Genomic DNA, 26,119 nt, shown 5'->3' with positions numbered 1-26,119 from the left:
GGTGCCGGACATTTACCAGATGTCCGGCACCTTGCGGCAAGGAGACCTTGTGACATACCGAGATCGCTTCGAAGCGGTCTATGACGCGTATTACCCGGCGATACATCAGTACGCCGTCCGGCGCACCGGTTCCCCCGATGACACGGCCGATGTCATCTCCGAGACGTTCCTCACCGCCTGGCGGCGCATCGGCGACGTACCCGAGGGCGAGGAGGCGCTGCTGTGGCTGTACGGGGTGGCCCGTCGCGTGCTGGCCAACCAGCAGCGCGGCGAGATGCGCAGAGCCGTGCTGACCGAACGGCTGCGCGCGGAACTGGCAGCCGACCGGCCGGTCGAACAGGTCGATCTGGACCATGTTCGCGCCGCCTTCGACGGGTTGCCTGAACGTGACCGCGAGGTCTTGGCGCTGGCCTGCTGGGAGGGCCTGACCAGCCGGCGGATCGCCAAGGTTTTGGGATGTACGGCCATCGCCGCCCGGACCCGGCTGCACCGGGCTCGCAAACGGATGGCGGCGGCGCTGGAGCGGCAGGCGTCCTTGACGATCGCGATGGGGGAAGCATGAGCGACATCGACAACCTGGTGAGGGCCATCGACCCGGCACCGCACGCGCCGGATCAGGGGCCCGGCGCGCGCGAGCTGCGCGCGGCGATCATGGCGACCCAGGCGCGCCCGCACCGGAAGGTCCGGCGTCTGCCGTGGCGGGCCGGCGCCATCGGCCTCGCAGCGGCAGCGGCAGCCGCGGCGGTCTTCGTCGGCCAGGTCAGCTTCACCGCATCGCCCTCGCCCACACCCGGCGGCACCTCCCTGTCGGGCACGTCGATCCTGCTGGCCGCCGCCGCCAAGGCCCGAGCCGCCCCGGAAGGCGCCTACTGGCGTCTCAAGGAGCTGTACGTGGGCTCGGCGGGACCGTACGGCCAGAACGGCAACACCTACCGTCTGGAAACGTCATACCTCTCGGAGAGGTGGGTGACCAAGAACGGCCGAGGCTGGATCGGCCGCAGGCAGCTTGCCGTACGCCCGCTGGACCTGGAGGCATGGCGCCGGGACGGCTCGCCGGCCGAATGGGAGATGGGGAAGGACGGCGGCGTCTACTCCACCTCGCCCGGTGAGGGCACGCTCACTCGGCTCAAGGGCGAGCAGAGGCTCTACTGGAGTGCCAGGCCCATGACCCTGAAGGAGATCGGGGCGCTGCCCGCCGACCCCGAAGCCCTGAAGAAGCGGGCCGCTGAGGCGATCCTCAGGGATCGGGATTTCGCCGGTTCGGTGGAGGACGGCCTGCCGCCCACCCTGGCAGCGCTCCTGTACCAGCTGCCCGCCTCCCCACAGGTGCGCGGCGCCGCCTACCAGGCGCTGGCGACGCTGCCCGCGGTGCGGGTCGAAGGCCGGACCACCGATCCGCGGGGGCGGCCGGGCGTCTCCGTGACCTTCCCGATCCAGCGGGGCCAACCCACCCGGGGCAGACTGATCATCGACCCCGACACCTCCAAGGTGCTGGCCTACGAGGTCACCGGCCTGCCGAAGAAGGGCGGCCGGGTCGAGGTGGTGCTGGAGTCCGGCTGGACCGACACCCGGCCATCCCCGCCCACCGCCGGGTGAAGCCCGCCGCCCTGATGCGAGTTCGACTACATAACGTCGGCTTTCTCGGGGTACGGCCCAGCGAGGTGAGGCAGCGGCAGAGCGCCGGCCAGGTGATCGGGTACATGGGCGCGCTGACGGCCAGGGTGGCGGGCTCGATCTTCAACCTGCCGGAGAAGATGGCCGGCCGGCGCCCAAGCACGTCGACATCGCCAAGGTGCTGCCGCTGACGTACGCGGCGGCACTCGCGATGATGATCATGGCAGGTCTGCTCGTCTACGCCGACCTGGTCAACCCGCTCACACTCACGAACTGACGGACCGGTTCAGGCGGTTCGTATAGGTGGTCCCCGCGGGGGATCTCTGGTGTGCTGACGGCACAGCGCACGCGAGGAGACTGGCATGGCGGATCCGGTGACGTTGGCCGCGCTGAGCGCGGTGGCGTTGAGCGAGGGCATCAAGTTTCTGTACGACCAGGCGGCCGAGCTGATCAGGCGCCGCAGGGAGCGGAAGGACGCGGCGGCGCAGGTCGAGATCGAGGCCCCGGCGGGAGTCCTGGCCGAGCAGGCCACGCCCCTGGTGGCCGACCTGGACAAGGTGGCGGACCTGGAGGCGCGGCTGATCGAGGCCAGGCGGGCGCTGACGGTGTACCTGGCCGGTGACGAGTTCGCCAAGCCGGTGGACCCGGCCGACAAGGAGCTGACACAGGCCGCCAACCACCTGCGTACCCTGCTCGGACAGGTCTTCGGCCGGGAGCTGGTCTTCGCGGGCGAGACGTCCGGCGGGCCCCACATCGTCGGCGCGGCCAAGCTGACCGGTGACGTGGCGGGCGAGGTGGCCGGAGCCCGGGTGAAGGGTCTGTCAGGGGGAACCGTTCACGGCCAGGCCGAGGTCCAGGGGACGGTCCTGCCGGGCGGTTCGCTGTCGGGCGCGGATGTGACGATCTCCGGATCGGAGGGCTGAGCGTGGCCGTCGCCGGGGCGCAGCTTCCCGAGAACACGATTCTGCGGGCGGGTGTGCTGGACTCGGTCGAGGCATGGCTGTCGGAGCCGGGCGAGCCCGTGTTCCTGGTGACCGGGTCTCCCGGATGCGGCAAGACGACGCTCGTCCGGGAACTGGCGCACCTCCACGGCGGAGGCCTGGCAGAACCCGGCCGGTATCCGGGCATCCGGGGTGTCCTGCTCGCGCGGCCGTACTTCTGCGCGATGAGCGGCGCCGAGGCGAGCCTTGATCCGATCGACTTCGTGAAGGCCCTGTCCGAATCGCTGGCCGAGCTCGTCCCCGGGTTCGCCGACGCGCTGGTGCGCGAGATCGCCGAGCCGGGCATGACGATCAGCAACCGGGCCGACGTCGCCGTGGGCTCGGTGGCCTCCGGCGGCAGGGTGACCGGAATCTCGGTCACGATCGAGCGCGGGATGCCCGCCCGCCGCGCTTTCGGTCTGCTGGTACGCAGGCCGCTGCGGCAGGTGGCCGCCCCCGGGACCGTCCTGGTGGCCGTCGACGACCTGAGCGCCGCCTACACCTACGATCCGGAAGACAACATCGCCGCGCTGCTGGGCACGGTCGCTCAGGGGCCGGGGTCGGGCCTGCCGCCGTGGCTGCGGTTCCTCTGCACCAGCCGCCCGGATCCGATCGCGCTGCGGCTGCTGCCGGAGGCGGCCGTTCAGCTCGATCGGACGTCCGACACGGACCTGCGGGACTACCTTCGCCTCAGGCTCGCCGACGTCGCCCACCGGCAGAGCTGGATCGACCATCTGTCCCGGCTCGGCGGCCGGAACTTCCTGTACGCCTACCACATCGTGAACGACCTGCTCCGCGATCCCGCGGTGTTCGCCCGGCACCCCGAGACGGTTCCATTGCCCAGGACGCTGGCCGGCCTGTACCGGCAATGGATGCACAGCGGGCTGCGCAAGAACGAGCGGGAGTGGCGCCGCCGGTTCAAGCCGATTCTGGGGGCGCTGGCCGTCGCCCGGGGCACGGGCCTGACGTTGGACGAGCTGTCGGGTGTGACGGGGCTGCCCGGCGACCAGGTCGCCGAGATCCTGGACGACTGCGCGCAGTACCTCCGCGGAGACGGCGATCACGGGCCGGTCCAGCTCTATCACGACACGTTCCGCGAGTACCTGACCGAGGATCGCCAGCTCAGCATCGCGGACGCGCATCGTGGCGTCATCGAGTACTTCCGCGCGGCGTGCGGCGGGGACTGGCTCAAGAGCGCGCCTTACGCCCGCGCTTACGCGGCCGAGCACGGGGCCGCCGTGGGCCTGCTGGGCGAGCTCATGTCCGACGCCTCGTTCCTGGTCGCCGCCGAGCCTGCCGGGCTGCTGCACGCGCTGCCCGGCAGCGACGCCCACGACCTGGCGGAGGCCGAGACCTACCGGCGCGCCCTGGCGATGTACGCGGGCGACGATCCGGGCGAGCGGGCGGCGTACCTGGAATCTGCGGCGATGTTGTGCTCGGCCCAGCCGGTGCTGGCCCGGGTGCTCGCGCTGGGTCTGGCCCAGCCGTGGTGGCCCCTGCTGGGCTACATGCTGCGGACCCGGCCGCGCCGGCTCGTCGCCCAGCCGCCCGGCGGGGTGGTGGGGATGGCGACGTTCAAGGTGGCCGGACGGGCGGTGGTGGCGACCACCTCCTATCACGGGGAGCTGCACCTGTGGGACCTGCGCAGCGGGACTCCGCTCAGCGGTCCGATCGCCCTGGGCTTCCGTGCGGTGCATGTCGCCGCGGGCGGGGCCGAGGGGGATCCGGTCCTGCTGGTGTCCGACGGCACCCGGCTGGCGGCGGTCGATCCCGCCTCGGCGGAGCCGGTCGGCGAGTTCGCCGCCGATGGCGGCTCGATGATCACGGCTCTGGCGGCCGACGCCTCCCGGGTGGCCCTGGGCCGGGGAGACGGCCGGATCGAGCTCTACGACCTGGTGTCCCGTACCCGCATCGAGGTCCGGGCCGCGCACTCCGGGCCGGTCCTCAGCCTGGCCCTGGCCGGGGAGTTACTCCTGTCGGGTGGAGCGGACGGCAGGCTGCGCCCCTGGCAATGGACCGGCCAGAGCCTGGAACCGGCCGGTGACCATGCGGCGGAGCCGGTGCCCGGCTGGTACGGCGCGGTCCACGTGGCGGCGGATCCGGAAGGCATGATCCTGGTGGCCGGGTCGAGCGAGGGGACCTTCGTCATCGACGCCGACGTCATGCCCGGCGGCGCGGCGTTCCCCCGGCAGCACAGCTGCGGTGGCGCGATCACCACGCTGGACCACTCCGACGGGTCCGGTGGCATCCACTCGACCACGTGGCGGAGTGACTTCGGAGCCCCGGAAGACACCTACGAAGCCGTCGTGGGCCGGACCATCGCCCTGATTCGCGAAAGCAGCCCCGCCGCCGGTGACGTGATCGACGTACGCGGCGGTGTCTGCGACGCGCACGCGGCGATGATCGGCGGCCGGGTGATGGCCGCCACCGGCTGCGGCGCGGGCGGGGTCATCCTCACCTGGGCGTCGCCGGGAGCGGAGGACACGTGGGACACCGTGATCGTGGAGGAGTTCCCGGAATCCGTGGACGCGGTGCGCCTGACGGAGGTGGACGGTTCACCCGTCCTGCTGTGCGGCGTGGCCGGGGACACGGGAGGCGTGTTCGAGTGGCGGCTCCGGCCGGACGACGAGGAACCGCTGCCGCCCAAGCGGGGTGAGCTCAGGGGCACCGTCGACAGGGCTGTGGCCTTCACTGCTGCCGGTCGCGTCGCCGTCTCCGCCCTGATCAGTACGAAGGAGCAGGACGAGGTCACCGCTGTCCTGATCACCTGGGGTCTCGCGGACGGGCAGCCGCTCGCCGAGCCGGTGTCCTTCCAGGACGTCACCCTGCTCGATGTCGCCGCCGCCGTGATCGACGGCCATGACACGCTCGTCGTGGCCGGTCACCACAACGGCGAGGAGGGCGGCGGCATCCTGTTCTTCGCGGACATGCGGACCGGGGAAGTGACCACGATGGAGTTCCCTGAGCTGCAGGTCGCCGGGGCCGTGACGGTGACAGGCACCGAACCGCTGGAGATCGTCGTCGGGGGCTTTCCCACGGAGACGGACAAGGACGTTCATCTGTGGCGGCTGCGCCTCGGGGACGGGCCCGGTCGCTGGCACGTCACGGCCATCGCCGACCCGCCCTGGCCCGGTGGCCAGGACGGCGGGGAGATCGCCGTCGGACGGCTCCGCACCCTCGGCGGGCGCACGCTGTTCACGTGTCTGTCGGAGGGGATCAACTCCGTCTGGGAGCTCAGGGGTGACGCCGGACCTGCCCGGCTGGTGGCGTGGAGCCGGAGCGACACGCTCCCCGCGCTCGCGGACTCGGCGGACGGCCCGGTCCTGCTGTGGCCGGAAGACCACCGCCTGGTCGCCCACCTGTTCGACCGGCCGGGTGCGCCGGAGAAGCGGGAGCTCGAACTGACCCCGCTGCCCGCGGAGATCACCGCGGTCGCCGCGTACGACCTGAGCGAACTGCTGGTCGTGGCCGGAGCGGACGGGACGCTGGGAGTCTGGAAGGACGGCGCTACCGAGGCGGAGAAGGTCATTCAGCTGGGCACGCAGATCACGGAACTCGAGTTCGTCCCTCCCGGCGTGGTGGTCGTGACCACGGCCAACGGGATGGTGACGCTGGCCGTCTAAAACGGGCTGACGCAGGTATCCGATCTGTCTGAGCTTGTTGGGGCGGGTCGGGTAGCACGGCGGCCATCAGTGGTTGGCGCGCGTCCTCGTCGCGGGAAAGGGTCAGTGGGCTTCATCGACTGCCAGACGACTTCAGAGCCGGGCGGGTCAGCACCCGTACGCCCCATCCAATGTTTCTGACCGGACCGTACGGGTGTTGGGCCGCTCGGCGTTGTGTGCCGGACCGTCAGGCGGGGGGCGCCTCCTGGAGGGCGCGTACCTCGATCCTGCTTCGCAGTGCCCGCGAGGCCTGCTTGGTCCATTCGATCGCGACGTCGTCGTTTTCCGCCTCGATGATCCAGAAGCCGCCGAGGTACTCCTTGGCCTCGACGAAGGGGCCTGGGGTGAGGACGGGGCTGTCGCCGGAGTAGTCCACCGTGGTCGCGCTGGACGGGGGCTGCAGGCCTCCGGCGGACACGAACGCGCCCGCCTCCACAAGGGCGGTGTTGAACGCATCGACCTCGGCCATCATCTGCTGCAGTTCCGCGGGGTCCATGCTCTCCATCGTCGGCTCCTCGGCGGAGTCGTGGGGGAGGCTCAGAAAGTACTTCGTCATTGTCGTCTCCTCGTTGGCGTTGCGGCCGCTGTCTGAACGATGGAAACGCTAGGCGGGGGCTTCCCCGTGACGCATCGGTCATCGTGACCGGTGTCCGGGAAGCCGATGACTGACGTTACTCGCGGGCTAGAGGAGGTCGGTCAGTTCGGCGCGGCCGGTGACGCCGAGTTTCGGATACGCCTTGTAGAGGTGGTGGCCGACGGTCCGCGGGCTGAGGAACAGCTGTGCGGCGATCTCCTTGTTGGTGTGGCCGGTGGCGGCCAGCCGTACCACCTGAAGTTCTTGTGGAGTGAGAAGGGTGAGTGGGCCGCTGCGCTGAGGCTCATCGCCCCGCTCGCCGAAGGCGGCGAGCTCGCCGCGCGCACGCTCGGCCCAGAGCAGCGCGCCGAGGCGCTCGAACGCGGACACCGCCGCCGCGAGATGGGCGCGGGCCTCGGTACGGCGGCGCCGGCGGCGCAGCCACTCGCCATAGACCAGCTGGGTACGGGCGTGCTCGTAGGGGCCGCCGTGACTCTCGTGGAGGCGCAGTGCCCCGGTGTACAGCGCCTCGGCGTCGCCGTCGTCGGCCAGCAAGGCCCGGCAACGCAGTTCGAGACCGGTGGCGACCGGGCGGTCGACGTGCTCGGCCCAGTGGCGGAACGCCGCCAGCGGTGCGTGGGCGCGATCCGGCGTGCCGCCGCGCACGGCCGCTTCCACCAGGTCCGGCACCGCCCGGACCAGGAGGTCGCGGCTCGCCGGTCCCCGGGATACTTGTTCGAGCTGGTCGCATGCCTGCCCGAACCGCCGGGCGGAAAGGTCGAGCATGCCCAGACCCCAGGCCGCGATCTCGGCGTTGACCCGGTGCCGGGCTCGGGCTCGCGGGAGCACCTCCTCGGCCAGGGCTCGGCAGCGTGCCTCGTCACCCGATACGGCGTGCAGCCATACCTCCACCGACCGGTGTGCCAGGCTTTCGGTCGTGTTCCCGAGTTCGTCGCTCACGGACGCGCCTTCCGCCACACACGCGCGGGCGTCCGCGAACTCGCCGCGCAGCAGCCGCGCCACCGCGAGCACGTTCAGGGTGTACGGAACCCACCCCAGCGCCCCGTTGGCCCGCACTTCGGCAAGCATGTCCTCGGTCCCGGCGACGACGCTGTCATCGTCGGCGATCATGAGCCCGCCGAACCCGGCCGTGATCTGATGTGTCAGGTCGTTCCCGCCGCCGCGGGTGGTGGTGTGGAGGGCGCGCATCGGGCCGACGGCCAGTTCCGGGCGTCCGGCGAAGAGGTCCGCCCACCCGAGAAGGGCGGCGACCACGGGTGCCCAGTGCTCCGGCGGGGTGAACCCGCGCATCAGCTCCGCCGCACGCACCAGAAGGTCGTGCGCCGCTCCGTGCCGGGCGGCGTGCGCGGCCTCGTAGAGCGTGAGCGCGGCGCGCTCCGGATCGCTGTCGCGCACCAGCGCGGCGGCCTCGAGCGTCAGCTCCGCATCGGCCCGCGGCGAGGTGCGTTCGTACTCCACGGCGCCACGGGTGTAGATGGCCGCGGCCCGGATGCCGGGGTCGGTGGTGAGCGCGAGCGCTTCGGCCGCCAGCCGGGCGGCGCGGTCGGCCTTGCCGGCGTCGAACGCGGCCTGGCTGGCCCGGGCGATACGCCGGGCCTTCAGCTCCCGGTCGGCACTGAGCCGGCCGGCGCGGTCGTAGGCGGCGGACACCGCCATGGCGCCGCCTCGGTGCCAGGCCCGCTCCGCCGCGTCTTCCAGTTCGGCGGCCACGGCCTCGTCGGGGGTGATGGTGGCGGCGGCGAGGTGCCAGGCCCGGCGGTCGGCGTCGGCGTCCGCGCGCAGCGCCTCGGCGTACGCGCGATGGACCTCGATCCGCCGGTGCAAGGGCGCGTCCTGGTAGGCCGCCGCCCGTACCAGGGGGTGGCGGAACGTGATCCGGCTGTCGATCCAGACCAGCCGGTCGCGTTCGGCGGGCGCCAGGTCACCGGCGGCGCCCCCGAGGGATTCGATCACGTGCAGGATCGTCGCGAGAGGCGCCGCCAGGTCGGCCGCCGCCACCACGAGCGCGCGTTGGGTGGGCTCGGGAAGGCCCACGATCTGGTGACGGAATGACTCCTGTACGCGGCGGGTCACCGGTAGCGGGCCGACCTGCCCGGCCGGATCGGACTCGTCGGCATCGTCAGCCGCTAGCCGCGACGACCCGAGCTCGATGATCGCCAGGGGGTTGCCGCCGGACTCCGCGAGGACCCGGGTCCGCACCGGTTCGATGAGTTCCGGCGCGTACTCGTCGAGCAGCCGGGCGGCGTCGGACGCGGCGAGGCCGGGCAGATCCACGACCTCGACACCCGCGATGTCGAACGGCATCGCCGTCTCGCGCATCGCGAACAGCACCGCGATCGGATCGGCCACGAAGCGGCGGGCCGCGAACAGCAGCGCCTCCACCGAACCCTGGTCGAGCCATTGCAGGTCATCGATCACGCACAGCAGCGGGGCCTTCTCGGCCAGATCGGCGAGCAACGACAGGGTGCCGGCGGAGATCAGGAACCGGTTGGCGTCGTCTCCCTCCGACAGGCCGAAGGCGCGACGCAGTGCCCTGGCCTGGGGAGCGGGCAGGGCGTCCAACCTGTCCAGGTGAGGAAACAAGAGGTGGTGCAGGCCGCCGTAGGCCAGCTCGGAGTCGGACTCGACCCCTGCTCCGCGCACCACGCGCATGCCGCCCTCTTCGGCGATCGACACAGCGTGCTGGAGAAGAACCGATTTCCCGATGCCCGCCGCGCCCCGCAGGCCCAGGACGCCGCTGCGTTCGTCGCGCGCGTTCGCCAGCAGGCGTTGAATCCGCGCTTGCTCGACCTCCCTGCCCACCAGTGACATGAGTTGCTCCTCTGTACAGCCGCTGCCGGGCGTACGATTTTGCCGGGCTGGGGGCGCCGGGTCATGAGCGTAGTCCACGAAGGCGGCCGGCCCTGACAGCTACGGGCGTGACGGCTTTGGTGGCCAGGTCCACAGTGGACGCAACCCGGGAGCGGCCTTCGGGATAGGGGATATGGAGGAACCGATCGTGAAGCGACGTGTCGTCCCATGGCCACCGTCCGGGTGGTGAGTCGGTCCAGGGAGAAGCTCGACGATGGGGAACTCGTCGCCGCCTCCCGCTGACGTCGGGCAGGGACATCAACGCCGCCACGGCACCGGACTGAAGGATCCGTCGTGAAGCACCCCTCCCAAGCGGAGAGGGATGCATCTATTGTGGTTGAGGTGATCACCAAGCGTTTGTTTCCCCTGGCGGCCGTCTTGGCTGGATCGCTGCTGGTGCCGGGTCCCGCCCTGGCCGAGAACGTGTCGGGGCAGGTCGATCCGCTCAGGGCCGCCCTTCTGGTACCGGAGGATCTCGGGAGCGAGTTCGCGCGTCGCGACTACACCACAAAGGGCCTGCTGAACCCTGCCTTCACCCGGACCAAGGCGTGCCGGAAGGCCGTCAAGAGCCTGACCGCGGTCTATCGGACCAAGGTCTCGACGGCGTTGGAACACACGGACCGGTGGGAGGGGATCAGCGAGTACCTCGTGAGCGGCACCCCCCGCAAGATCTCCGCCCTGGAACGCGCGGCCAAGGCCATGGTCCGCTCTTGCCGGAAGATCACGGTCAAGACGCAGGGTACTCAAGAGATCATCCGCAGGTTGTCGCTCGGTCGGCTTGGGGACAGCGTGTACGCGGTCAAGTTCCGCAGCGGGTTCCCCGACAGCGATCTGGAGCGGGACGCCGAACTGGCGACGGAAATGATGGTCGCGATCGACATCGCGCTCATCCGGGTGGGGAACACGATGATCGTGTTGGAACACGACGGCCACGTCGGCGCGTTCGACCCTCCGCTGACCAGGTCAGCGGCCCAGACGGCTGTGATGCGCCTCCAGGAGGCTCTGCCAGGGGACTAGCTCGTCGTCGGCGGGAACCGTACACGTTGTCCATGCCGGAGACGTATCTCGCCACCATCATCCTCGCGGCAGCGTTCTCCCAGCGGCGAGCCGCGCGGCTGGGCGGCTGGGCCGAGAACGTGATCGCCGCCAGGCGCGCGTATCGTTCCGGCGCCCTGGACGCTCCCTTGGCCCGACATCCGCACGATCCCATCGCCTCGGCGGCACACGCGGCACGGACCATCGACGTTCGCTGCCACAGCGAGGCGTTCGACCGGACGCTTGACGTCGCGGCGTCCGTCTCCTTCGGCTACATGTCGTCGGTGATGCTGGAGGGGTGGCAGTCGGTGGCGGTTTCGGCGCTGGCCGCGTCAGCGTCGGCTTTCGTCCTGCGGCGGCGAGAGCCCAGCCGGTACATGCTCTCCCGGCTGACCCGGCGGCCCAAACGCCTGCGCCGGCTCGCTCTGGCCGGCCCCGGCCGGGTCCACCGGACATGGAGCCCGCTCCGGGCTTCTGAGTAAATCCGGGGCCAGGCCTGCCGCCGGCTGGCGCAGTGCTCGGTTCAACCGCGATGCGTTACAAGTGCATCCTGATCCTTCGCAGCGGGAACGGCTGTCCGCCGGTTCACTTCCTGGAATTGTGGCGCGTCGAACTCACTCGGCGCTGTCGTCGGCGCGGACGGTCCGCCGGCCGGTGGTGCCTGCCGATCTCTTCATCGCCGCGTTGTGAGGTCCACGGTCAGGTCCTCTCGCCGTGGAGGCCGGCGGGCAGCACGGGGGGTCGAGGGCGCGGACTCCTCGGGCACCCAGCAGATAGTCAAGGCCTGCCTGGTTCGGCGCGGGGCTGTGTCACCGCGGTTTCGTGTGCGACCGGCCTTCAGCTTGGCCTTTCAAACACGCGTGAAAGTCGTGGAGGCACTTGGGCGGCGGTTCCTAGCGTGGACTGTGCGCTGAGTTGTTCGGCGTCGATTGTTGAGCTTTCGACTTCGAATCTGAACAACTGGCGCGGTCCAACAAAGCCCAAAACCCATCCGATAGGAGAGAACATGCGCTTACCTCGACTCGTTGCTGCCCGGCCCGCCCGCGACGGAAGGCGAAAAGGAGGAAAGGCAATGTCTCGACTCCGCCTGACAGCGACAATGCTGGCGGTACCACTGCTTGTGCTGAGCGCCGCACCCGGGTTCGCACAGACCTCGACCGGAACGGGCGCGGCCGGCGCGACAGCCCTGCGAACCCACCCTGTCGGCTTGGTGACCTTTACCAGCGAGTTCCGCGACCGCATCCCCGCGAATTCGAATCAGTGCCTGGACGCCAACGTCAGCGGCGGCGGCCACAACGGGAGCAGGGTGGTTATCTGGCAGTGCAGCAATTCACCGCAGCAGCTGTGGCGCTGGCGGCCCGACGGCCACCTGGAGAACCAGCACTTCCGCGGCAAATGCCTTGACGCCGATGCCCGCTGGGGCGGCCGCGACGGTACCCCGCTACTGCTCTGGCAGTGCAACGACAATTCACCGAACCAGCAGTTCTTCAACCGGCCCGGCACCGGCGACCTCGCCCTCTACAACGAGGCCTTCCACAACGGGTTGAGCATCGTCGTGGACCGTGACGCGAACGTCCGCGGCAACGGCGCGCTGGTGCAGCTATGGCGGAAGAACGGCCAGTCACAGCAGTGGTGGACCGTCTGGCCAAAGGGGCCCTTCGGCTCGTAGGCGCCAGCGCGCGCGAACCTGTGCGCTTCAGGGCTTCGATTTGGTACGTGGGGGGTGGCCCGGGCGGTGCCGTGCTGGTGCCGGTGTTCCAGCCCTACTTCCGCCGCGCCGGCGAACCGTCCGGGGGCTGGAAGATCCGCATCCGCGCCCGCCACGGGATGGTGGCCGGACTGGCAGGCAGCCCGGGTCAGCACGCACAAGCCGCTCGTCGAGGCCTACCCACGATGGAGGCCACGGGCGCCTGGACCTACCTGGATTTCTCGCCTGCACTTGATCGCCGCGGCCCACAAGTCCATCGACCACGCCGCCGCCAAGGCCGCGCAGGCCGCCGAGGCCAAGAGCCGGGCCGCCGAGACCGAGGCCGAGGCCAAGAGCCGGGCCGCCGACAGGCCGGGCAAGGCCGAGGCCCGCGCGATGGCCGACCAGATCCGCGCCGAGGCGCTGGCCCAGGGCAAGGAGCTCGCCGACGCCCTCACCGCGCAGGCGGCGGAGCTGAAGGCCCATGCCACCGACGCGCGCCGCTAGGGAGTTGCGCGTAGCGACTCGGATGGCGTAGCGAGGTCGTGGCGGACATTCAGCAAGACCGTCGTCGTCATCACCGCGAAGTCCGCCGGGCGCAAGGTCTTCGGCCTGGCCTCCGCAGGTGACCGTCTCGCTTGACCTCTTGCGTGTCAGTCCGGCAGCCAGTGCAGCTCGTGCGCCAGGGCCTTGGCGACGGCACGGATGCGGCGGTGCAGTGGCGACTGCTCGCGTGGGAGGACCAGGTGGATCGTCAGGCTGGGCGCGCCCCGCAGCGGTCGCCAGGTGAGACCGGCCGGTTGTACCGTGGCCGCGGCTTCTCCGGCCGGGGCGAGGGTGATCCCGTCGCGCAGGTCGCGCTGAGACATGTCGAAAGAGACCGCGGGCGTGTGGAATCGGGGGTGTGGTCGGGTGTCTCGGAACAGTGCGGACAGCTGATCGTGGATCACGGGGTTGGCCGCACGGTCCGGGAGTCGCAGCGGGTACGCGGCCGCGTCGGCGAGCTCGATCTCCGGATGTTCGGCCAGCGGATGGTGCTGCGCCAGCTGGACCCCGACGCGCATACGCCGTAGCAGGAACCGGCGCACGCCACGGCCCGGCTGTTCACCGCGGGTGATCCCGGCATCGATGCGGCCGTCGGCGACCGCGGGAGAGATCTCCGGTGTCGCCATCGGGACCGCGCCGACCTCGAGTCCGCTGTTGCCGCGCACCAGCCTGTCCACCAGGGCCGGTACCGTCTCGGCCCCGGCGCTGAGGCTGTATCCGATGCGCAGCGTGCCCAGTTCACCGGCCGCCGCGCTCCGGGCGGTGTCCCAGGCCCGGTCCAGCGCCGCCAGCGCGGGCGGCGCGGACTCCGCCAGAGCCGCACCGGCCGTGGTCAACACGACGCTACGCGTGTTGCGGACCAGCAGGGCCGTACCGAGTTCCGTCTCCAAGCGGCGCATCCGGGCGCTGAGTGCGGGCTGTGCGATACCGATCCGTGCGGCCGCGCGGGTGAAGTTCAGCTCCTGCGCCAGCACCAGGAAGTAGCGCAGGCTCACCGTATCCGGCGCCACGCGGCCTCCCCGCCGATTGATAACGATCCGTTCTGAGTCTATCCCGGACCGGTCTTTCCCTTGACCGCACATCCAGCCCTAACCTGCGCATACGACGATTCAACCGGCCGCCGGGGTCGATCGATCTGAGTGTCAATTCGAAGTCGGACGTGTCCGGTCCAACACAGGAGGTTTCCATGGCTAAGGGTTACTGGGTCAGTGTCTACCCCGCCATTTCCGACCCTGAGATGCTGACTGCCTACGACAAGCTGGCCGGTCCGGCTGTCCAGGCTGGAGGCGGGCGCGTCCTGTCCCGGATCCCGTCCCATGGCGGTCGAGTCGCCGCCCGCGAGGCCGGAATCACGCAACGCGTCGTTCTGATCGAGTTCGACAGCTTTGAACAGGCCGTCGCGGCTTACGAGAGCGAGGCATACCAGAAGGCGCTGGTGGCCCTCCCCGATGGCTTCGAGCGCGACTTCCGCATCATCGACGCCATGGACTGACCGGCGAGACCAGGTATTGCTGAACATCCGTCACCACCCCGACGGCAACACCTTTCTCTCGTAGTTGGTCTGGCCCCGATCATGAACAGTCTCGACACGACGGGCCTGTCCGGGACCAGACGTTCTCCCTCGGCACCGAGGTGCTCTCCGTACTGCTAACCGGCGGCAAGGACATCTCGGCCTCGCGATCCCTTCGGCTATGTCAATCGGTCGTGCTGGCGTGCACGGCGATGATTCGCCAGCCGTGCGTCTCGCCGTATAGCCAAGTACGGGTGTAGCGCATCCTGGCCGCGAACGGCGCACCGGAGACGGTCCCTTCGATGGTGCCGAGAAACCACGTCACCCCGGTGTGCCCATCGGCGAGCACGGTCAACTCCTCCTCGGCCACCTTCGTCACCACCTGCGTCCGAGTGCGGTGCAGCTCCAGGTCGTCCGCCTTGGTCGCGACGTTCGCGCCGAAGGTGAAGATCAGCCGATCATCCAGTAGCCGATCCAGCGCCTCGACATCTCCAGCGAGCTGCGCGGCCTGAAGTCGGCGCTCGGCGTCCCGCAAGTCTTCCATCATGAGGTCCACCCTCCCAGCCAGCGCGTATCCGTGCCAGGACGTTCACGCTCGGCTGATCTTCGCAGTCCGATCCAGGGAATCCCCTCGTCGGTGAGCGCACGAGCCCACCCCGCGATCGATTCAACCCTGGGTGGTCCAGTCGACGCCGTAGTCACCCGAAACAACACCCAAGCGGTACGATGCGAACACCGAACCGGGCAGCTGGCCGTACCAGCAGCACCAGCGGGCAGGACTTCTCCGTCAGGGGGCGTGGCCGTACCGCGCCCACCAGCGGTTTTCCACGTACCTCACGTTGTTGGAGAACCCGTCATGACCTCTGCCGTTCCTCGCGCCTTCCACTGCGAGCACACCCGCGCCAAGAGCAGGGTGTACGCCCTCGTCGAGCGCTCCGGCCGGCCCGCGACCCTGCATGCCGTACTGACCTGCACCGATCCCGCCCTCGCTCAGCACGCCGCCTACCTTCTCTCCTCAGTGCTGGAGAACGGCCTGGGCCCCGCCGCCCGCGCTGAGTCGGAGCGGATCGCGGCGGCTCTGCCCGACGCGCCCGCCGCCTCCTTCCGCCGTACGCTGACCGACGCCGTGAACGGGACCTGGGCCGACGCTCCCGAGCTGGCCGCCACGTGGGAGTCCCTGCGGCGGGGCCGCGGCGACTCGGCCGGCCTCGGTGACGACCTCGAGAGCCGCACGCCGGGCGACGCCCGCCTCGACGCCTTCCCGGGGCCGGTCGTACGCACGATCAGCCTGCTGGAGGTGCACGTCCACGACCCCGCTCGCCTTCTCGCCGCGGCCACCGCGACGGGCTGGAGGCCGTTCGACGCCGAGGACCTCGACGAGGACGACAGCCAGGACGTCGTCGGAGCCGTCATGCACTTCGTCAACGGCCCCGAGTTCCTGCCCGGCGCCGACCAGCTGATGGACGCCATGCAGGCGCGGCTGCTGCGCGTCGACAGGGGCGATGAGGTGAGCGACTGGAGCACCGCGCCCGTGACAGCGAGCTTCGACACGGGAACGAGGTCCGACCCCGACGACCGGACCGACTGATCGCTACCTCACCGGCATGTCGGCGCGGCCGAGCACCAACGTGGTTCTTCATTGGTGGAGTGCTTCGAGGGCGCGGCCGCGTTTGACCGTCTTGCCGACGTCGTAGCGGGGCGGGGGCCGGCGATGCGGGGGGATGCCGGGTGGGCGCCCCGGGCCAGGTCTGGAGGGTTTGGATGCGCTGGCCGGTTGGGCGAGGAGCGGGCGGAGGTTCCGAAACCCCGCGAGCGCACCGGTCCAGGCTTGCACAACAGCACATCGGCTCGCGCTTTGCGACACTCAAGGCACGCCGGTCACATCTGGATTCCGCTGCGGTACGCGCTGGTGTGGCGGAGAGCGAGCCCATCCGTGACCTGGGGCCTCGGACAATTAGGAGAGATCGAAGGGGGCCGGGGAGTAACCTTCCCAGATCTGGCGGGATGCCTGTTCGGGGTAGGGCAGGGTCTTCGACTCGGTGTCCAGGACGCGGGTGAGGTGCTCGCCGGGCCGGTGGGGGGACCAGCCCGCGTCGCCGGTGGTGATGAAGCGGACCCATGTCTCCTGGAGTTCGCGGGAGAGCGCGACGGCCTCGGGAGTGGGCTTCTCGCCGATGAGCTGGGTGCCGACGGGGCTGTCCAGCGTGCCGAACGCCAGGGGTACGTCGAGGCTGTGGCAGGCGCCCAGGATGCCGCCGAGGACCGGGGTCACCCAGCACAGTTCGAACAGGTACGAGGTGCCGCCGGCCGCGGCGTTCGCCTCGGCCAGCTTCTGTGACGGCATGCGGAAGAGGGCGTCGGAGTACACCGCCTCCACCAGCTCCTCCGGGCCTGCCTGCGGGAACGCGGCACGGTAGGCCCGCGCGCCGTCCGGCTGCGGGGCGAGCAGTTCCAGGGCGGCCTGGGCGTCTTCCTCGGTGAAGGTGCCGTACCGTCCGCTCATGACGCTGAAGTACCGGAATTCGTCCCGGGCGTGGCCGACGAGCAGTTCGGTCCCGCTCGCGCGCGCGCCGGTCAGCGCGGGCCAGGGCGTTTCCGGGAGGATCTCGCCGTCGACGACGGGGCACAACGCGGTGCCGGCCTCCGTGAGGCGTCCCCAGCTGTTCCGGTACGCGTGGAGGCCGGCGTTGAAGGAGGTGAGCTCGGCGGCCAGGTGCCATGGGTCGATGTCGCGCAGGGCCTCGGCGGTGGGGGCCGCCCCGAACCGGTCGGCGAACGCGGCGGTGGTCTGCCGTGCCAGCGCGGGGGTGCTGTGCATCCCGGGCACCGAATGGGCCATGGCCCGCCGGAACAGTCCGCGCGCGGACTTCATCGTCAGCAGGGCGGCGACCGAGCCCGCCCCGGCGGACACCCCGGCAACGGTGACCCGGCCGGGGTCGCCTCCGAAGGCGGCGATGTTGCGCTGCACCCACTCCAGCGCCGCGATCTGGTCGAGGAATCCGCGGTTGGGCGGTACGTCGTCGAGGAACGCGAATCCCTCCGCGCCCACGCGGCAGTTGATGGTCACCACGACGACTCCCGCCTCGGCCAGCGCCGCCGGGTCGAACATCGGGTCGCTCGACGCGGCCGAGAGGTAGCCGCCCACGGGGATCCACACCAGCACGGGCAGGCCCGCCGCGCCGGGATCCGGAGTGCCGACGTTGAGCGTCAGCCAGTCGGTGCCCTGCGGGGGCACGTCGATCGGCAGGGACAGCGGCACCACCGGGCCGAACTCGACCGCCTGCCTCGTCCCCTCCCAGCGGTGCGGCGGCGCGGGCGCGGCGAAGCGGAGCGCTCCGACCGGGGGCTGGGCGTAGGGGATGCCGCGGAACACCGCGTGCCCCTGCCGCCGGCGCCCCTGCACCACGCCTTCCGTGGTCCGTACCTTCGGCTGTTCGGACATGACGATTCCTTCCCTCGAGTGGATCCCAGGATTGTGGGTCAGGTGTATTATGTCAACTGTATTGAAATGAGGGAGGAGCCGGCGATGCCGAAACAGGTGGATCACCGCGGACGCCGCGAAGCGATCGCCCGCGCACTGTGGCGGGTGGTGGAGCAGCGCGGCGTCACACAGCTGACGATGCGCGTGGTGGCGCAGGAGGCGGGCATGTCACTCGGGCAGCTGCAGCACTACTTCGCCTCCCGGACCGCCATGCTCTCCTTCGCCATGGACTTCGCGTCCGAGCTGACCGCGGCGCGCGTACACCAGGGGCTCGAAAAGCTCGGCGACCGTCCGCACCCCCGTGACGTGCTGCGACTGACGCTCGCGGAAATGCTCCCCCTGCATGCCGACGCCCGCGCGACCAGCCGGATGAGCGCCGCCTACGTCCTGGAGGCGCTGCACGACGAGGCCGTGCACGAGCAGGCGCGCCGCGGCCTCGTCCAAGGGCGGGACCTCGTCGAGCAGTTGGTTCGCCAGGCGATCGCCGACGGGCACATCGACCCAGGCCGCGACCCGGCGACCGAGACCAACCTGCTCCTCGCCCTCACCGGCTTCGCCTCCCTGATCGAACTCGACGTGATCGAGCCCCAGGACGCGCTCGCCGCGATCGACGCGCATCTGGACCGGCTGTTCAGGAGTACGTGACCTGGCCGCCGAGGTAGTGCGGCGCCAGGTCAGCGCGGACGTCGACGACCTTGGCGAGCAGTGTACGGACGCCCGTCAGAGTGAGCGCTCCCGCCGCCGTACACAGGCTCAGGCGAACCCCTGCCGCGTGCGAGACGATCAGATCCATCCAGCAATCGTGCGGGCGCGGCCGGGAGCCGTCCGGGGCGTGTTCCAGATCGAGCGCGCCGAGGATCGCGACCCGGTCGTCGGGCAGGCGGATGTGGTGGGTCATGCGGCGTACTCCACATCGTGGTCGACGCCGGCGGCGCGCCGGGTGCGGGCGAATCCCCAGCCGACGAGGGCAGCCGCGACGAGGGTGAGGGTGAGGCCGGCGATGGTGACGGCCTGGTGGAACTCGCCGGTCTGCCGCGGACTCCAGGGGAAGGCGGTGATGTCGCCGGTGAACAGGAGGGCGAGGATGGTGCCGGTGACGGCGATGCCGGCGCCGGTGGTGACCTGGCTGGCGGTGTCGACGAGCGCGGTGCCGATGGTGGTCCGGTTCGCGGGCAGGCCGCGGACCACGTTGAGCCCGGCGACGACGCCGACCACGCGCATCCCGGCCGCCACCAGGACGAGCGCGAGCGCGATCCACGGGTAGCCGAACCGGCCGAGCAGACCGTAGACGGCGAGGCCGGACACGACCGCCGCGGCGCTGGTCCAGGCGGCCCGGTCCAGGCCGACGCGTTGGACGAACGGGTTGACGAACGGGCTGCCCGCGATGAGGACGACGACCTGCGGCAGCATCCCGAGGGCGGCCAGCGCGGGCGGCCAGCCCCAGTCGAGCTGCAGTTGCAGCGTCACCAGGTAGGTGAGCCCGGCGGTCGACAGCCCGGCGGCGGCCTTGTAGGCCAGGCCGCTGGAGACCAGGGGCAGAGCGAGGAGCTTCAGGTCGAGCAGCGGATGGCGGGTCAGGCGCTCGCGCAGGACGAAGCAGATCGCCGACGCGGCGGCCGCGGCGGTGACCGCCCAGGGCGCCCAGGAGCCGGCGCCCTGGTCCACGAACAGGGTCGGCGCGAGGAGCGTGAGCACGATCGCCGCCGTGCCCAGCAGCATTCCGGGGACGTCGAGGGGGTCGTGGTGGAGTCCGGCCGGGTCGTCGGCGGCGATGCCGTACCGCACGCAGAAGAACGCCAGCGTGGCGATCGGCACGTTCACCAGCAGCAGGACCTGCCACGGAGCGATCGCCAGCACCAGGCCGCCCGCGGTCGGGCCGATCGCGAGCCCGACCAGGCCGACGGTCGAGATGAGGGTCAGCGCGCGCACGCGCAGGCCGTCCTCGTCGAACAGCCGGAACGCCAGCGCCATCGACCCCGGGGTCGTCATCGCGGCGGCGACCCCCATCGTGGCACGGACGGCGATCAGCTGCTCGGCGGTGGTGACGAGAGCGGTCGCCAGGCTCGCCACGCCGAGCAGGACCAGCCCGATCAGCATGATCCGCCGCCGGCCGAACCGGTCGGCGATCGCGCCGAAGGCCAGCATCAGTCCGCCGAACACGACCGCGTAGGCGCCCGTGACCCATTGCAGCGCGGTGGTCGAGGCGTGCAGCTCGCGTCCGATCACGGGCAGCGCGACGTTCAGGATCGAGTTGTCCAGCATCTCGAAGAGGAACACCGCCGACAGCCCCGCCAGCGCGACCCACGCCTCCCGCAGCGATCGAGGCCCGCACGCGTCCGGCTCACGCATGGAGGCCTCCCGCCAGGAGATCCGGCCGCTCGTGCGGGCCTGTCGGTGCCGCCACGCACGGGACGCGGTGGCGCGCGGCTCGCCGGGGCACGCTGCGGCGAGAATGACACAGGACAGTGGTCTGTTCGAAGGACATGCCACTAGGCTATGTAACTAAGTTTAGTTACACAAGGAAGTGAGGCCGGGATGCCCAGGACCAGTGCGCGAGGCGGACCGCAGACGCGCGCGAAGATCTCGGAGGTCGCGACCCGGCTGTTCCTGGAACGCGGGTTCGACACGGTCACGGTCACCGAGGTCGCGCGGGAGGCCGGGGTCTCGGCCGTGACGGTCTTCAAACACTTCCCGCGCAAGGAGGACCTCCTGCTGGACCGCCAGGTCGACGCCGTCGAGCTCCTGCGCTCGGCGGTACGCGAGCGTGCCCCGGGCACCGGAGTGCTCCAGTCCTTGCGCGATGCGGCGTTCGGTCTCCTTGAAGAGCGGCACGCCCTGTCCGGGCTCAAGGACGGGTCCGTCCCCTTCTTCCGGACCGTCGTGGCCTCGCCGACGCTGATCGCCCGCGCCAGGGAGATCGCCTTCGATCTCCAGCAGACCCTCTCCGGCGAGCTCGAACACGACCCGGCCTTCGACGGCGACGCCCCGCTGCTCGCCGCCTTCTTCGTCGCCGGCTACACCACGGTGCTGGTGGAGACCGCCCGGCGCCTGATCGCCGGAGAAGCGGCCGGCACCGTCGCGGACGACCACCGCGCCCGCCTGGAGCGCCTGTTCGACGCCCTCGGCAGCGGAGTCGCGCCCCAGCCTTGAGGACCGTGTGGAACCGGTCGCCCACACCTTCACGACCTGCGGCACGCCGCCGAGCGGGCCGGGCACGGTGTGGACACGCTTGAGTGAGCAGGTGGCCCTGGAACGACAGGGCCGGCCGTCGCAGACTGGGGTGATGACCCCTAGCCACTGGTACAACATCGTTCCCGATCTCACCACGCCCCCTCCCCCGCCGTTGCATCCCGCCACCGGGCAGCCGGTCGGTCCGGACGATCTGGCCCCGTTGTTCCCGATGGAGCTGATCGGCCAGGAAGTGAGCGGGGAGCGGTTCGTCGAGATTCCGCAGGAGGTGCTGGACGTCTACCGGCTGTGGCGGCCGACGCCGCTGATCCGGGCGCACCGGCTGGAGAAGGCGCTGGGCACGCCGGCGCACATCTACTACAAGTACGAGGGCGTCTCCCCCGCCGGCTCGCACAAGCCGAACACCGCCGTGCCGCAGGCGTACTACAACAAGCGCGAGGGCGTGCGCAGGCTCACGACCGAGACCGGGGCGGGGCAGTGGGGGTCGGCGCTGGCGTTCGCGTGCGCGCAGTTCGGGCTGGAGTGCGAGATCTGGATGGTGCGCGCCTCCTACGACCAGAAGCCCTACCGCCGCTCTCTCATGCGCGTGTACGGCGCCGCCGTCCACGCCAGCCCGTCACCGCTGACGAGCGCGGGCAGCAAGATCCTGGCCGAGCACCCCGACTCCACCGGCAGCCTGGGCATCGCGATCAGCGAGGCCGTCGAGGTGGCGGGAGCCGCGGCCGACACCCGGTACGCGCTGGGCTCGGTGCTCAACCACGTGCTGCTGCACCAGACGGTCATCGGCGAGGAGGCGCTCAAGCAGATGCCGGAGATGCCGGACCTGGTCATCGGCTGCACCGGCGGCGGCTCCAACTTCGCCGGGCTGGCCTTCCCGTTCATGCGCGAGAGCCCGCGGACGTCCTTCCGCGCGGTGGAGCCGGAGGCGTGCCCGTCGTTCACCCGCGGCCGCTACGCCTATGACTTCGGCGACACGGCCGGGTTCACGCCGCTGCTGAAGATGCACACGCTCGGCCACGACTTCGTGCCGGACCCGATCCACGCGGGCGGGCTGCGCTATCACGGCATGTCGCCGCTGCTGTCGCACATGTACGAGCTGGGCATGTTCGAGGCGGTCACCAGGTCGCAGAGCGAGTGTTTCGAGGCCGGGGTGCGCTTCGCGCGTACGGAGGGGATCGTGCCGGCGCCGGAGCCGACGCACGCGCTGGCCGAGACGATCGCCGAGGCGCTGCGGTGCAAGGAGAGCGGCGAGGAGAAGGTGCTGCTGACCGCGCTGTGCGGCCACGGCCACTTCGACCTCGGCGCCTACGACCGCTACCTGGCGGGCGAGCTGGAGGACTTCGCGCTGCCGCAGGAGCGGGTCGACCAGGCGCTGGCGAATTTGCCACGTTCCGGGTGAACTCCGGCTCACGGCTGGTTATGTACTGAGAATGAACGTCGATGTGATCGTGCTGGGGATGGGTCCGGGCGGCGAGGACGTGGCCGGCCGGCTGGCGGAGGCGGGGCTGCGCGTGGCCGCCGTCGAGTCGAACCTGGTGGGCGGCGAGTGCCCCTACTGGGGCTGCATCCCCTCGAAGATCATGATTCACGAGGCGGAGACCTCGCGCGACTGGCCGGCGCTGGTACGCCGGGTGCGCGAGGCCACCGACTCCTGGGACGACAAGGTGGCCGCCGACCGCTTCACCGGCAAGGGCGGCCACCTGGTCAGGGGCCACGGGCGTGTCACCGGGCCGGGCGAGGTGACCGTCGGCGACCAGGTGCTGCGCGCGGCGCGCGGCATCGTGATCGCGACCGGTTCGCAGGCGGCGGTGCCGCCGATCGAGGGGCTGGCGGGCACGCCGTACTGGACCAACCATCAGGCGATCGAGAACGCCGAGCTGCCCGAGTCGATCATCGTGCTGGGCGGCGGCGCGATCGGGGCGGAGCTGGCGCAGATGTTCCGGACGTTCGGCGTGGCGGTGACGGTGGTCGAGGCGGCCGACCGGCTGATCGCGCTCGAAGAGCCGGAGGCAAGCGCTCTGCTGGAGAAGGTCTTCGCCGGGCGCGGCATCGACGTGCGGACCTCGGCCAAGGTCGCCCGCGTGGACTACGCGGACGGCCGCTTCACGGTCGGCGGCGCCGAGGCGGAGCGGCTGCTGGTGGCGACGGGCCGCCGGGTTGATCTGAGGGCGCTGGGCGTCGGCGCGATCGGGCTCGACGAGAGCGCGCGGGCGATTCCGGTGGACGCGCGGATGCGCGCGGCCGAGGGCGTCTGGGCCATCGGCGACGCGGTCGGCAAGGGCGCGTTCACGCACATGTCGATGTACCAGGCGAACATCGTGGTCAAGGAGATCCTCGGCGAGCCGGTGCACGCGGCCGAATACCACGCCGTGCCCCGGGTGACCTTCACCGATCCCGAGGTGGGCGCGGTGGGCCTGACCGAGGCGCAGGCCCGCGAGCGGGGCCTGGATGTGCGCGTCGCCGTGGGCGATCTGGGCACGCGCGGCTACATCGCCCAGGCCGAGGGGCTGGTCAAGCTGGTGGCGGCCGGCGGCGTCCTGGTCGGCGCGACCGTGGCGGCGCCGCCCGGGGGCGAGGTCCTGGGTCTGCTGACGCTGGCGGTGCACGCCCGCGTCCCGCTCACCAGGCTCGACGAGATGATCTACGCCTACCCGACGTTCCACCGGGCGGTTTCGGCCGCCGTGAAGGAGCTCACCGCGGCCGGGTGACCGTCAGCGCGACGCGGGGCGCTTGCCGTGGTTGGCCTTCTTCTTCTTGCGTGCTCGGGACTTGCGGGCGCGCCTTGCCATCCGTCGTCCTCCCTTGAGCGGGCCTTTTTCCAGTACGGCATGCGTATCCCACACCAGGCCCCCCGGCAAGCGACCTCACATTCTTCAACATGTTCATGTCATAATCTGTTTGAACTTGTTGGAAGGAGGGCGTGTGCTCGCACAGCAGCGGCAACAAACGATCCTCGAACGGGTCCGGGCCAGCGGCGGCGTCCGCGTGGCCGACCTCGTGCGCGAGCTCGGCGTCTCCGACATGACCGTGCGGCGCGATCTGGAGTCGCTGGCCGAGCGCGGCCTGCTGGAGAAGGTGCACGGCGGCGCGACCACACTCGGCCCCGGCTCCACGGAAGAGCCGGGCTTCACCGCCAAGTCCGCCCGCCAGCAGCAGGAAAAGGAGGCGATCGCGCGCCGCGCCGCCGAGCTGGTCGGGCCGGGCACCGCGGTCGCCCTGTCGGCGGGCACCACCACGTGGGCGCTGGCCCACCACCTGGTCTCCGTGCCCGACCTCACCGTCATCACGAACTCGGTCCCGGTCGCCGACGTCTTCCACCGCGCTCCGCGCGCCGACCGCACGGTGGTGCTCACCGGCGGCGTCCGCACGCCCTCCGACGCGCTGGTCGGTCCCGTCGCCGTCGCCGCGATCCGCCGCCTGCACGTGGACACGCTGTTCCTAGGCGTGCACGGGATGAGCGCGCGCGCCGGGTTCACCACGCCGAACCTGCTGGAGTCGGAGACCGACCGGGAGCTGGTGGCCGCCGCCCACCGCCTGGTCGTGCCGGCCGACCACACCAAGTGGAACACCGTCGGCATCAGCACGATCGCCGACCTGGCAGAGGCCGACGTCGTCATCAGCGACCAGGGTCTGCCCGCCGAGGCGCGCGCCGAGCTGGCCGAGCGCGTCGGGGAACTGATCATCGCGGAGGGCACGCAGTGAAGCGCACCATCACCCACCTGGCCGACGGGCGAGAGCTGATCTACTTCGACCGGCGCGACGACGCCGACCGCGGTGCGGTGGACCGGCGTCCGCTCGACCCCCGGCCACTCGCCTCGGAACTTCGCTACGACCCGCTGACCGAGGAGTGGATCGCGATCGCGGGGCACCGGCAGACGCGGACGTTCCTGCCGCCCGCCGACGAGTGCCCGCTGTGCCCGTCGTCCGACACGCGGGCCTCGGAGATCCCGGCGCACGACTATGACGTGGTGGTGTTCGAGAACCGCTTCCCATCTTTCAGCGGAAATTTTGGGACTTATCACGATGTGGGCGGCTTGAGTGAGGTGCGGCCGGGTGCGGGGCGGTGTGAGGTGGTGTGCTTCACCTCCGAGCACTCCTCGTCGTTTTCGCGGCTGAGCGACGCGCAGGTCGAGCTGGTCATGGAGGCGTGGGCGGACCGCACCGCCGAGTTGTCCGCGATCGAGGGCGTGGAGCAGGTCTTCGTCTTCGAGAACCGGGGCGAGGAGATCGGGATCACGCTGCCCCACCCGCACGGGCAGATCTACGCCTACCCGTACGTGACGCCGCGGACCAAGCTTCAGCTCGCGGCGGCGCAGCGGCGGCCAGGGCTGTTCGCGGACGTGCTGGCCGCCGAACGGGCCGGGGAGCGGGTCGTGGCGGCCAACGAGTTGTGGACCGCCTTCGTGCCGGCCGCGGCGCGCTGGCCGTACGAGGTGCATGTCTACCCGCATCGTCAGGTGCCGGACCTCGCGGCGCTGACCGAGGCGGAGCGGGCGGCCTTCGCGCCGCTCTACACCTCGGTGCTGCGGGCGCTGGACGGAATCTTCGGGGTGGCCATGCCGTACATCTCGGCGTGGCACCAGGCGCCGGTGCGGTACCTGCGTGAGCTGGGACATCTGCACCTGGAGCTGTTCTCGATCAGGCGCGCGCCCGGCAAGCTCAAGTACCTGGCGGGGTCGGAGTCGGCGATGGGGGCCTTCGTCAACGACGTGCTGCCCGAGGAGGCCGCACGCCTGCTTCGATCACAGGTAGATCACTAATTGGTTTCCACTTGAAGTCGCATTGCCCGCCATTTACTACTAATATCCCTCACGCACCGGTTGTCACAGCCGTTGCCGCCTAATCCCGGGCGTGTTGCCCGGGAGCCGGGGACCCAGCCTCACCTGGGGTGAATCCACTTCGGTGGTAGGGCATCTCCCAGCCCGAACCCGTCAGCTAACCCGGCCGGCAGATGGAGAGGAATCCCCCAC

The 26,119-nt window shown here is 70.7% G+C and carries 24 protein-coding genes and 1 riboswitch; of the genes, 16 read left to right on the top strand and 8 right to left on the bottom strand.

The window, feature by feature from the left end:
* Nucleotide 1 precedes the first annotated feature (1 nt).
* From ACFWYW_RS28365 to ACFWYW_RS28350, 4 genes are all read left to right on the top strand, one after another.
* Nucleotides 2-562, top strand: coding sequence for an RNA polymerase sigma factor (locus ACFWYW_RS28365; RefSeq protein ID WP_379626327.1), 561 nt, complete (start codon nt 2-4; stop codon nt 560-562).
* Nucleotides 559-1,596, top strand: a complete 1,038-nt coding sequence (locus ACFWYW_RS28360; protein ID WP_379626325.1) for a CU044_5270 family protein — start codon at nt 559-561, stop codon at nt 1,594-1,596. Before ACFWYW_RS28365 ends, ACFWYW_RS28360 begins: the two co-directional genes overlap by 4 nt.
* A gap of 380 nt (nt 1,597-1,976) precedes the next feature.
* A complete protein-coding gene (locus ACFWYW_RS28355) occupies nt 1,977-2,537 on the top strand; it encodes a hypothetical protein (protein ID WP_379626323.1) in 561 nt (186 codons plus the stop codon).
* A 2-nt stretch (nt 2,538-2,539) separates the two neighbouring features.
* Nucleotides 2,540-6,217, top strand: a complete 3,678-nt coding sequence (locus ACFWYW_RS28350; RefSeq protein ID WP_379626321.1) for a hypothetical protein — start codon at nt 2,540-2,542, stop codon at nt 6,215-6,217.
* A gap of 226 nt (nt 6,218-6,443) precedes the next feature.
* Here the strand turns inward: ACFWYW_RS28350 and ACFWYW_RS28345 are convergent, their stop codons facing one another.
* Both ACFWYW_RS28345 and ACFWYW_RS28340 read right to left on the bottom strand, forming a co-directional pair.
* On the bottom strand, nt 6,444-6,812 hold the full coding sequence (locus ACFWYW_RS28345) for a YciI family protein (protein WP_379626319.1): 369 nt from the start codon (nt 6,810-6,812) through the stop codon (nt 6,444-6,446).
* A 126-nt stretch (nt 6,813-6,938) separates the two neighbouring features.
* Nucleotides 6,939-9,662, bottom strand: a complete 2,724-nt coding sequence (locus ACFWYW_RS28340) for an AAA family ATPase (protein WP_379626317.1) — start codon at nt 9,660-9,662, stop codon at nt 6,939-6,941.
* Nucleotides 9,663-9,995: 333 nt separating this feature from the next.
* Here ACFWYW_RS28340 and ACFWYW_RS28335 point away from each other — a divergent pair, with 333 nt between their 5' ends.
* The 4 genes from ACFWYW_RS28335 (at nt 9,996) to ACFWYW_RS28320 (ending at nt 12,930) form a co-directional block, all read left to right on the top strand.
* Nucleotides 9,996-10,718, top strand: a complete 723-nt coding sequence (locus ACFWYW_RS28335) for a hypothetical protein (protein ID WP_379626315.1) — start codon at nt 9,996-9,998, stop codon at nt 10,716-10,718.
* Between the two features lie 32 nt (nt 10,719-10,750).
* On the top strand, nt 10,751-11,218 hold the full coding sequence (locus ACFWYW_RS28330; protein ID WP_379626313.1) for a hypothetical protein: 468 nt from the start codon (nt 10,751-10,753) through the stop codon (nt 11,216-11,218).
* Nucleotides 11,219-11,808: 590 nt separating this feature from the next.
* Nucleotides 11,809-12,405 carry an RICIN domain-containing protein gene (locus tag ACFWYW_RS28325; protein ID WP_379626311.1) on the top strand — a complete coding sequence of 199 codons (597 nt, stop codon included), beginning with the start codon at nt 11,809-11,811 and terminating at the stop codon, nt 12,403-12,405.
* Between the two features lie 270 nt (nt 12,406-12,675).
* Nucleotides 12,676-12,930, top strand: coding sequence for a hypothetical protein (locus ACFWYW_RS28320; protein ID WP_379626309.1), 255 nt, complete (start codon nt 12,676-12,678; stop codon nt 12,928-12,930).
* A 146-nt stretch (nt 12,931-13,076) separates the two neighbouring features.
* Here ACFWYW_RS28320 and ACFWYW_RS28315 read toward each other — a convergent pair whose 3' ends face one another.
* Nucleotides 13,077-13,979: a LysR substrate-binding domain-containing protein gene (locus ACFWYW_RS28315; protein ID WP_379626307.1), complete on the bottom strand. Its 903-nt coding sequence runs from the start codon at nt 13,977-13,979 to the stop codon at nt 13,077-13,079.
* Nucleotides 13,980-14,155: 176 nt separating this feature from the next.
* Here ACFWYW_RS28315 and ACFWYW_RS28310 point away from each other — a divergent pair, with 176 nt between their 5' ends.
* Nucleotides 14,156-14,461 carry a DUF1330 domain-containing protein gene (locus ACFWYW_RS28310; protein WP_379626305.1) on the top strand — a complete coding sequence of 102 codons (306 nt, stop codon included), beginning with the start codon at nt 14,156-14,158 and terminating at the stop codon, nt 14,459-14,461.
* Between the two features lie 202 nt (nt 14,462-14,663).
* Here ACFWYW_RS28310 and ACFWYW_RS28305 read toward each other — a convergent pair whose 3' ends face one another.
* On the bottom strand, nt 14,664-15,026 hold the full coding sequence (locus ACFWYW_RS28305; protein WP_379626303.1) for a nuclear transport factor 2 family protein: 363 nt from the start codon (nt 15,024-15,026) through the stop codon (nt 14,664-14,666).
* A gap of 309 nt (nt 15,027-15,335) precedes the next feature.
* On the opposite strand from ACFWYW_RS28305, the gene ACFWYW_RS28300 reads away from it, so the two are divergent.
* Nucleotides 15,336-16,067 (top strand): hypothetical protein, encoded by a 732-nt coding sequence (locus ACFWYW_RS28300; protein ID WP_379641102.1) that lies wholly within the window; start codon nt 15,336-15,338, stop codon nt 16,065-16,067.
* Nucleotides 16,068-16,433: 366 nt separating this feature from the next.
* Here the strand turns inward: ACFWYW_RS28300 and ACFWYW_RS28295 are convergent, their stop codons facing one another.
* A complete protein-coding gene (locus tag ACFWYW_RS28295; RefSeq protein WP_379615087.1) occupies nt 16,434-17,921 on the bottom strand; it encodes a carboxylesterase/lipase family protein in 1,488 nt (495 codons plus the stop codon).
* Nucleotides 17,922-18,005: 84 nt separating this feature from the next.
* Between ACFWYW_RS28295 and ACFWYW_RS28290 the strand changes: the two genes are divergently transcribed.
* The gene (locus tag ACFWYW_RS28290; RefSeq protein WP_379615086.1) at nt 18,006-18,605 is read left to right on the top strand and encodes a TetR/AcrR family transcriptional regulator; all 600 of its coding nucleotides are present in this window, start codon (nt 18,006-18,008) and stop codon (nt 18,603-18,605) included.
* On the opposite strand, the gene ACFWYW_RS28285 is transcribed toward ACFWYW_RS28290, so the two are convergent.
* A complete protein-coding gene (locus ACFWYW_RS28285; protein ID WP_379615084.1) occupies nt 18,592-18,858 on the bottom strand; it encodes a hypothetical protein in 267 nt (88 codons plus the stop codon). The two genes, ACFWYW_RS28290 and ACFWYW_RS28285, sit on opposite strands and share 14 nt — an antisense overlap.
* On the bottom strand, nt 18,855-20,309 hold the full coding sequence (locus tag ACFWYW_RS28280) for an MFS transporter (RefSeq protein WP_379615082.1): 1,455 nt from the start codon (nt 20,307-20,309) through the stop codon (nt 18,855-18,857). Before ACFWYW_RS28280 ends, ACFWYW_RS28285 begins: the two co-directional genes overlap by 4 nt.
* A gap of 186 nt (nt 20,310-20,495) precedes the next feature.
* Between ACFWYW_RS28280 and ACFWYW_RS28275 the strand changes: the two genes are divergently transcribed.
* The 3 genes from ACFWYW_RS28275 (at nt 20,496) to ACFWYW_RS28265 (ending at nt 23,857) form a co-directional block, all read left to right on the top strand.
* On the top strand, nt 20,496-21,110 hold the full coding sequence (locus ACFWYW_RS28275) for a TetR/AcrR family transcriptional regulator (RefSeq protein WP_379615080.1): 615 nt from the start codon (nt 20,496-20,498) through the stop codon (nt 21,108-21,110).
* A 133-nt stretch (nt 21,111-21,243) separates the two neighbouring features.
* Nucleotides 21,244-22,548 carry a TrpB-like pyridoxal phosphate-dependent enzyme gene (locus tag ACFWYW_RS28270; RefSeq protein ID WP_379615078.1) on the top strand — a complete coding sequence of 435 codons (1,305 nt, stop codon included), beginning with the start codon at nt 21,244-21,246 and terminating at the stop codon, nt 22,546-22,548.
* A gap of 31 nt (nt 22,549-22,579) precedes the next feature.
* Nucleotides 22,580-23,857: a dihydrolipoyl dehydrogenase family protein gene (locus ACFWYW_RS28265; RefSeq protein ID WP_379615076.1), complete on the top strand. Its 1,278-nt coding sequence runs from the start codon at nt 22,580-22,582 to the stop codon at nt 23,855-23,857.
* A gap of 3 nt (nt 23,858-23,860) precedes the next feature.
* Here the strand turns inward: ACFWYW_RS28265 and ACFWYW_RS28260 are convergent, their stop codons facing one another.
* A complete protein-coding gene (locus ACFWYW_RS28260) occupies nt 23,861-23,938 on the bottom strand; it encodes a 50S ribosomal protein bL37 (RefSeq protein WP_376773618.1) in 78 nt (25 codons plus the stop codon).
* Nucleotides 23,939-24,071: 133 nt separating this feature from the next.
* Here ACFWYW_RS28260 and ACFWYW_RS28255 point away from each other — a divergent pair, with 133 nt between their 5' ends.
* Both ACFWYW_RS28255 and galT read left to right on the top strand, forming a co-directional pair.
* Nucleotides 24,072-24,851 carry a DeoR/GlpR family DNA-binding transcription regulator gene (locus tag ACFWYW_RS28255; protein WP_379615074.1) on the top strand — a complete coding sequence of 260 codons (780 nt, stop codon included), beginning with the start codon at nt 24,072-24,074 and terminating at the stop codon, nt 24,849-24,851.
* A complete protein-coding gene (galT, locus tag ACFWYW_RS28250) occupies nt 24,848-25,909 on the top strand; it encodes a galactose-1-phosphate uridylyltransferase (RefSeq protein ID WP_379615072.1) in 1,062 nt (353 codons plus the stop codon). Before ACFWYW_RS28255 ends, galT begins: the two co-directional genes overlap by 4 nt.
* A gap of 66 nt (nt 25,910-25,975) precedes the next feature.
* Nucleotides 25,976-26,113, top strand: a riboswitch (cyclic di-AMP (ydaO/yuaA leader).
* Nucleotides 26,114-26,119 lie beyond the last annotated feature (6 nt).

Origin of the sequence: Nonomuraea sp. NPDC059023 (assembly GCF_042740095.1) — a bacterium.
Classification (GTDB): Bacteria; Actinomycetota; Actinomycetes; order Streptosporangiales; family Streptosporangiaceae; genus Nonomuraea.
Note: the sequence above shows the minus strand (reverse complement) of the source record. Positions and strands in the feature narration are given on the sequence as shown.

Excerpts from the sequence above, each read along its gene's own strand:
- ACFWYW_RS28360 (WP_379626325.1), top strand. The coding sequence starts at position 559 with ATGAGCGACATCGACAACCTGGTGAGGGCCATCGACCCGGCACCGCAC.
- ACFWYW_RS28355 (WP_379626323.1), top strand. The coding sequence starts at position 1,977 with ATGGCGGATCCGGTGACGTTGGCCGCGCTGAGCGCGGTGGCGTTGAGC.
- ACFWYW_RS28345 (WP_379626319.1), bottom strand. The coding sequence starts at position 6,812 with ATGACGAAGTACTTTCTGAGCCTCCCCCACGACTCCGCCGAGGAGCCG.
- ACFWYW_RS28340 (WP_379626317.1), bottom strand. The coding sequence starts at position 9,662 with ATGTCACTGGTGGGCAGGGAGGTCGAGCAAGCGCGGATTCAACGCCTG.
- ACFWYW_RS28330 (WP_379626313.1), top strand. The coding sequence starts at position 10,751 with ATGCCGGAGACGTATCTCGCCACCATCATCCTCGCGGCAGCGTTCTCC.
- ACFWYW_RS28325 (WP_379626311.1), top strand. The coding sequence starts at position 11,809 with ATGTCTCGACTCCGCCTGACAGCGACAATGCTGGCGGTACCACTGCTT.
- ACFWYW_RS28310 (WP_379626305.1), top strand. The coding sequence starts at position 14,156 with ATGGCTAAGGGTTACTGGGTCAGTGTCTACCCCGCCATTTCCGACCCT.
- ACFWYW_RS28305 (WP_379626303.1), bottom strand. The coding sequence starts at position 15,026 with ATGATGGAAGACTTGCGGGACGCCGAGCGCCGACTTCAGGCCGCGCAG.
- ACFWYW_RS28300 (WP_379641102.1), top strand. The coding sequence starts at position 15,336 with ATGACCTCTGCCGTTCCTCGCGCCTTCCACTGCGAGCACACCCGCGCC.
- ACFWYW_RS28295 (WP_379615087.1), bottom strand. The coding sequence starts at position 17,921 with ATGTCCGAACAGCCGAAGGTACGGACCACGGAAGGCGTGGTGCAGGGG.
- ACFWYW_RS28290 (WP_379615086.1), top strand. The coding sequence starts at position 18,006 with ATGCCGAAACAGGTGGATCACCGCGGACGCCGCGAAGCGATCGCCCGC.
- ACFWYW_RS28285 (WP_379615084.1), bottom strand. The coding sequence starts at position 18,858 with ATGACCCACCACATCCGCCTGCCCGACGACCGGGTCGCGATCCTCGGC.
- ACFWYW_RS28280 (WP_379615082.1), bottom strand. The coding sequence starts at position 20,309 with ATGCGTGAGCCGGACGCGTGCGGGCCTCGATCGCTGCGGGAGGCGTGG.
- ACFWYW_RS28275 (WP_379615080.1), top strand. The coding sequence starts at position 20,496 with ATGCCCAGGACCAGTGCGCGAGGCGGACCGCAGACGCGCGCGAAGATC.
- ACFWYW_RS28270 (WP_379615078.1), top strand. The coding sequence starts at position 21,244 with ATGACCCCTAGCCACTGGTACAACATCGTTCCCGATCTCACCACGCCC.
- ACFWYW_RS28265 (WP_379615076.1), top strand. The coding sequence starts at position 22,580 with ATGAACGTCGATGTGATCGTGCTGGGGATGGGTCCGGGCGGCGAGGAC.
- ACFWYW_RS28260 (WP_376773618.1), bottom strand. The coding sequence starts at position 23,938 with ATGGCAAGGCGCGCCCGCAAGTCCCGAGCACGCAAGAAGAAGAAGGCC.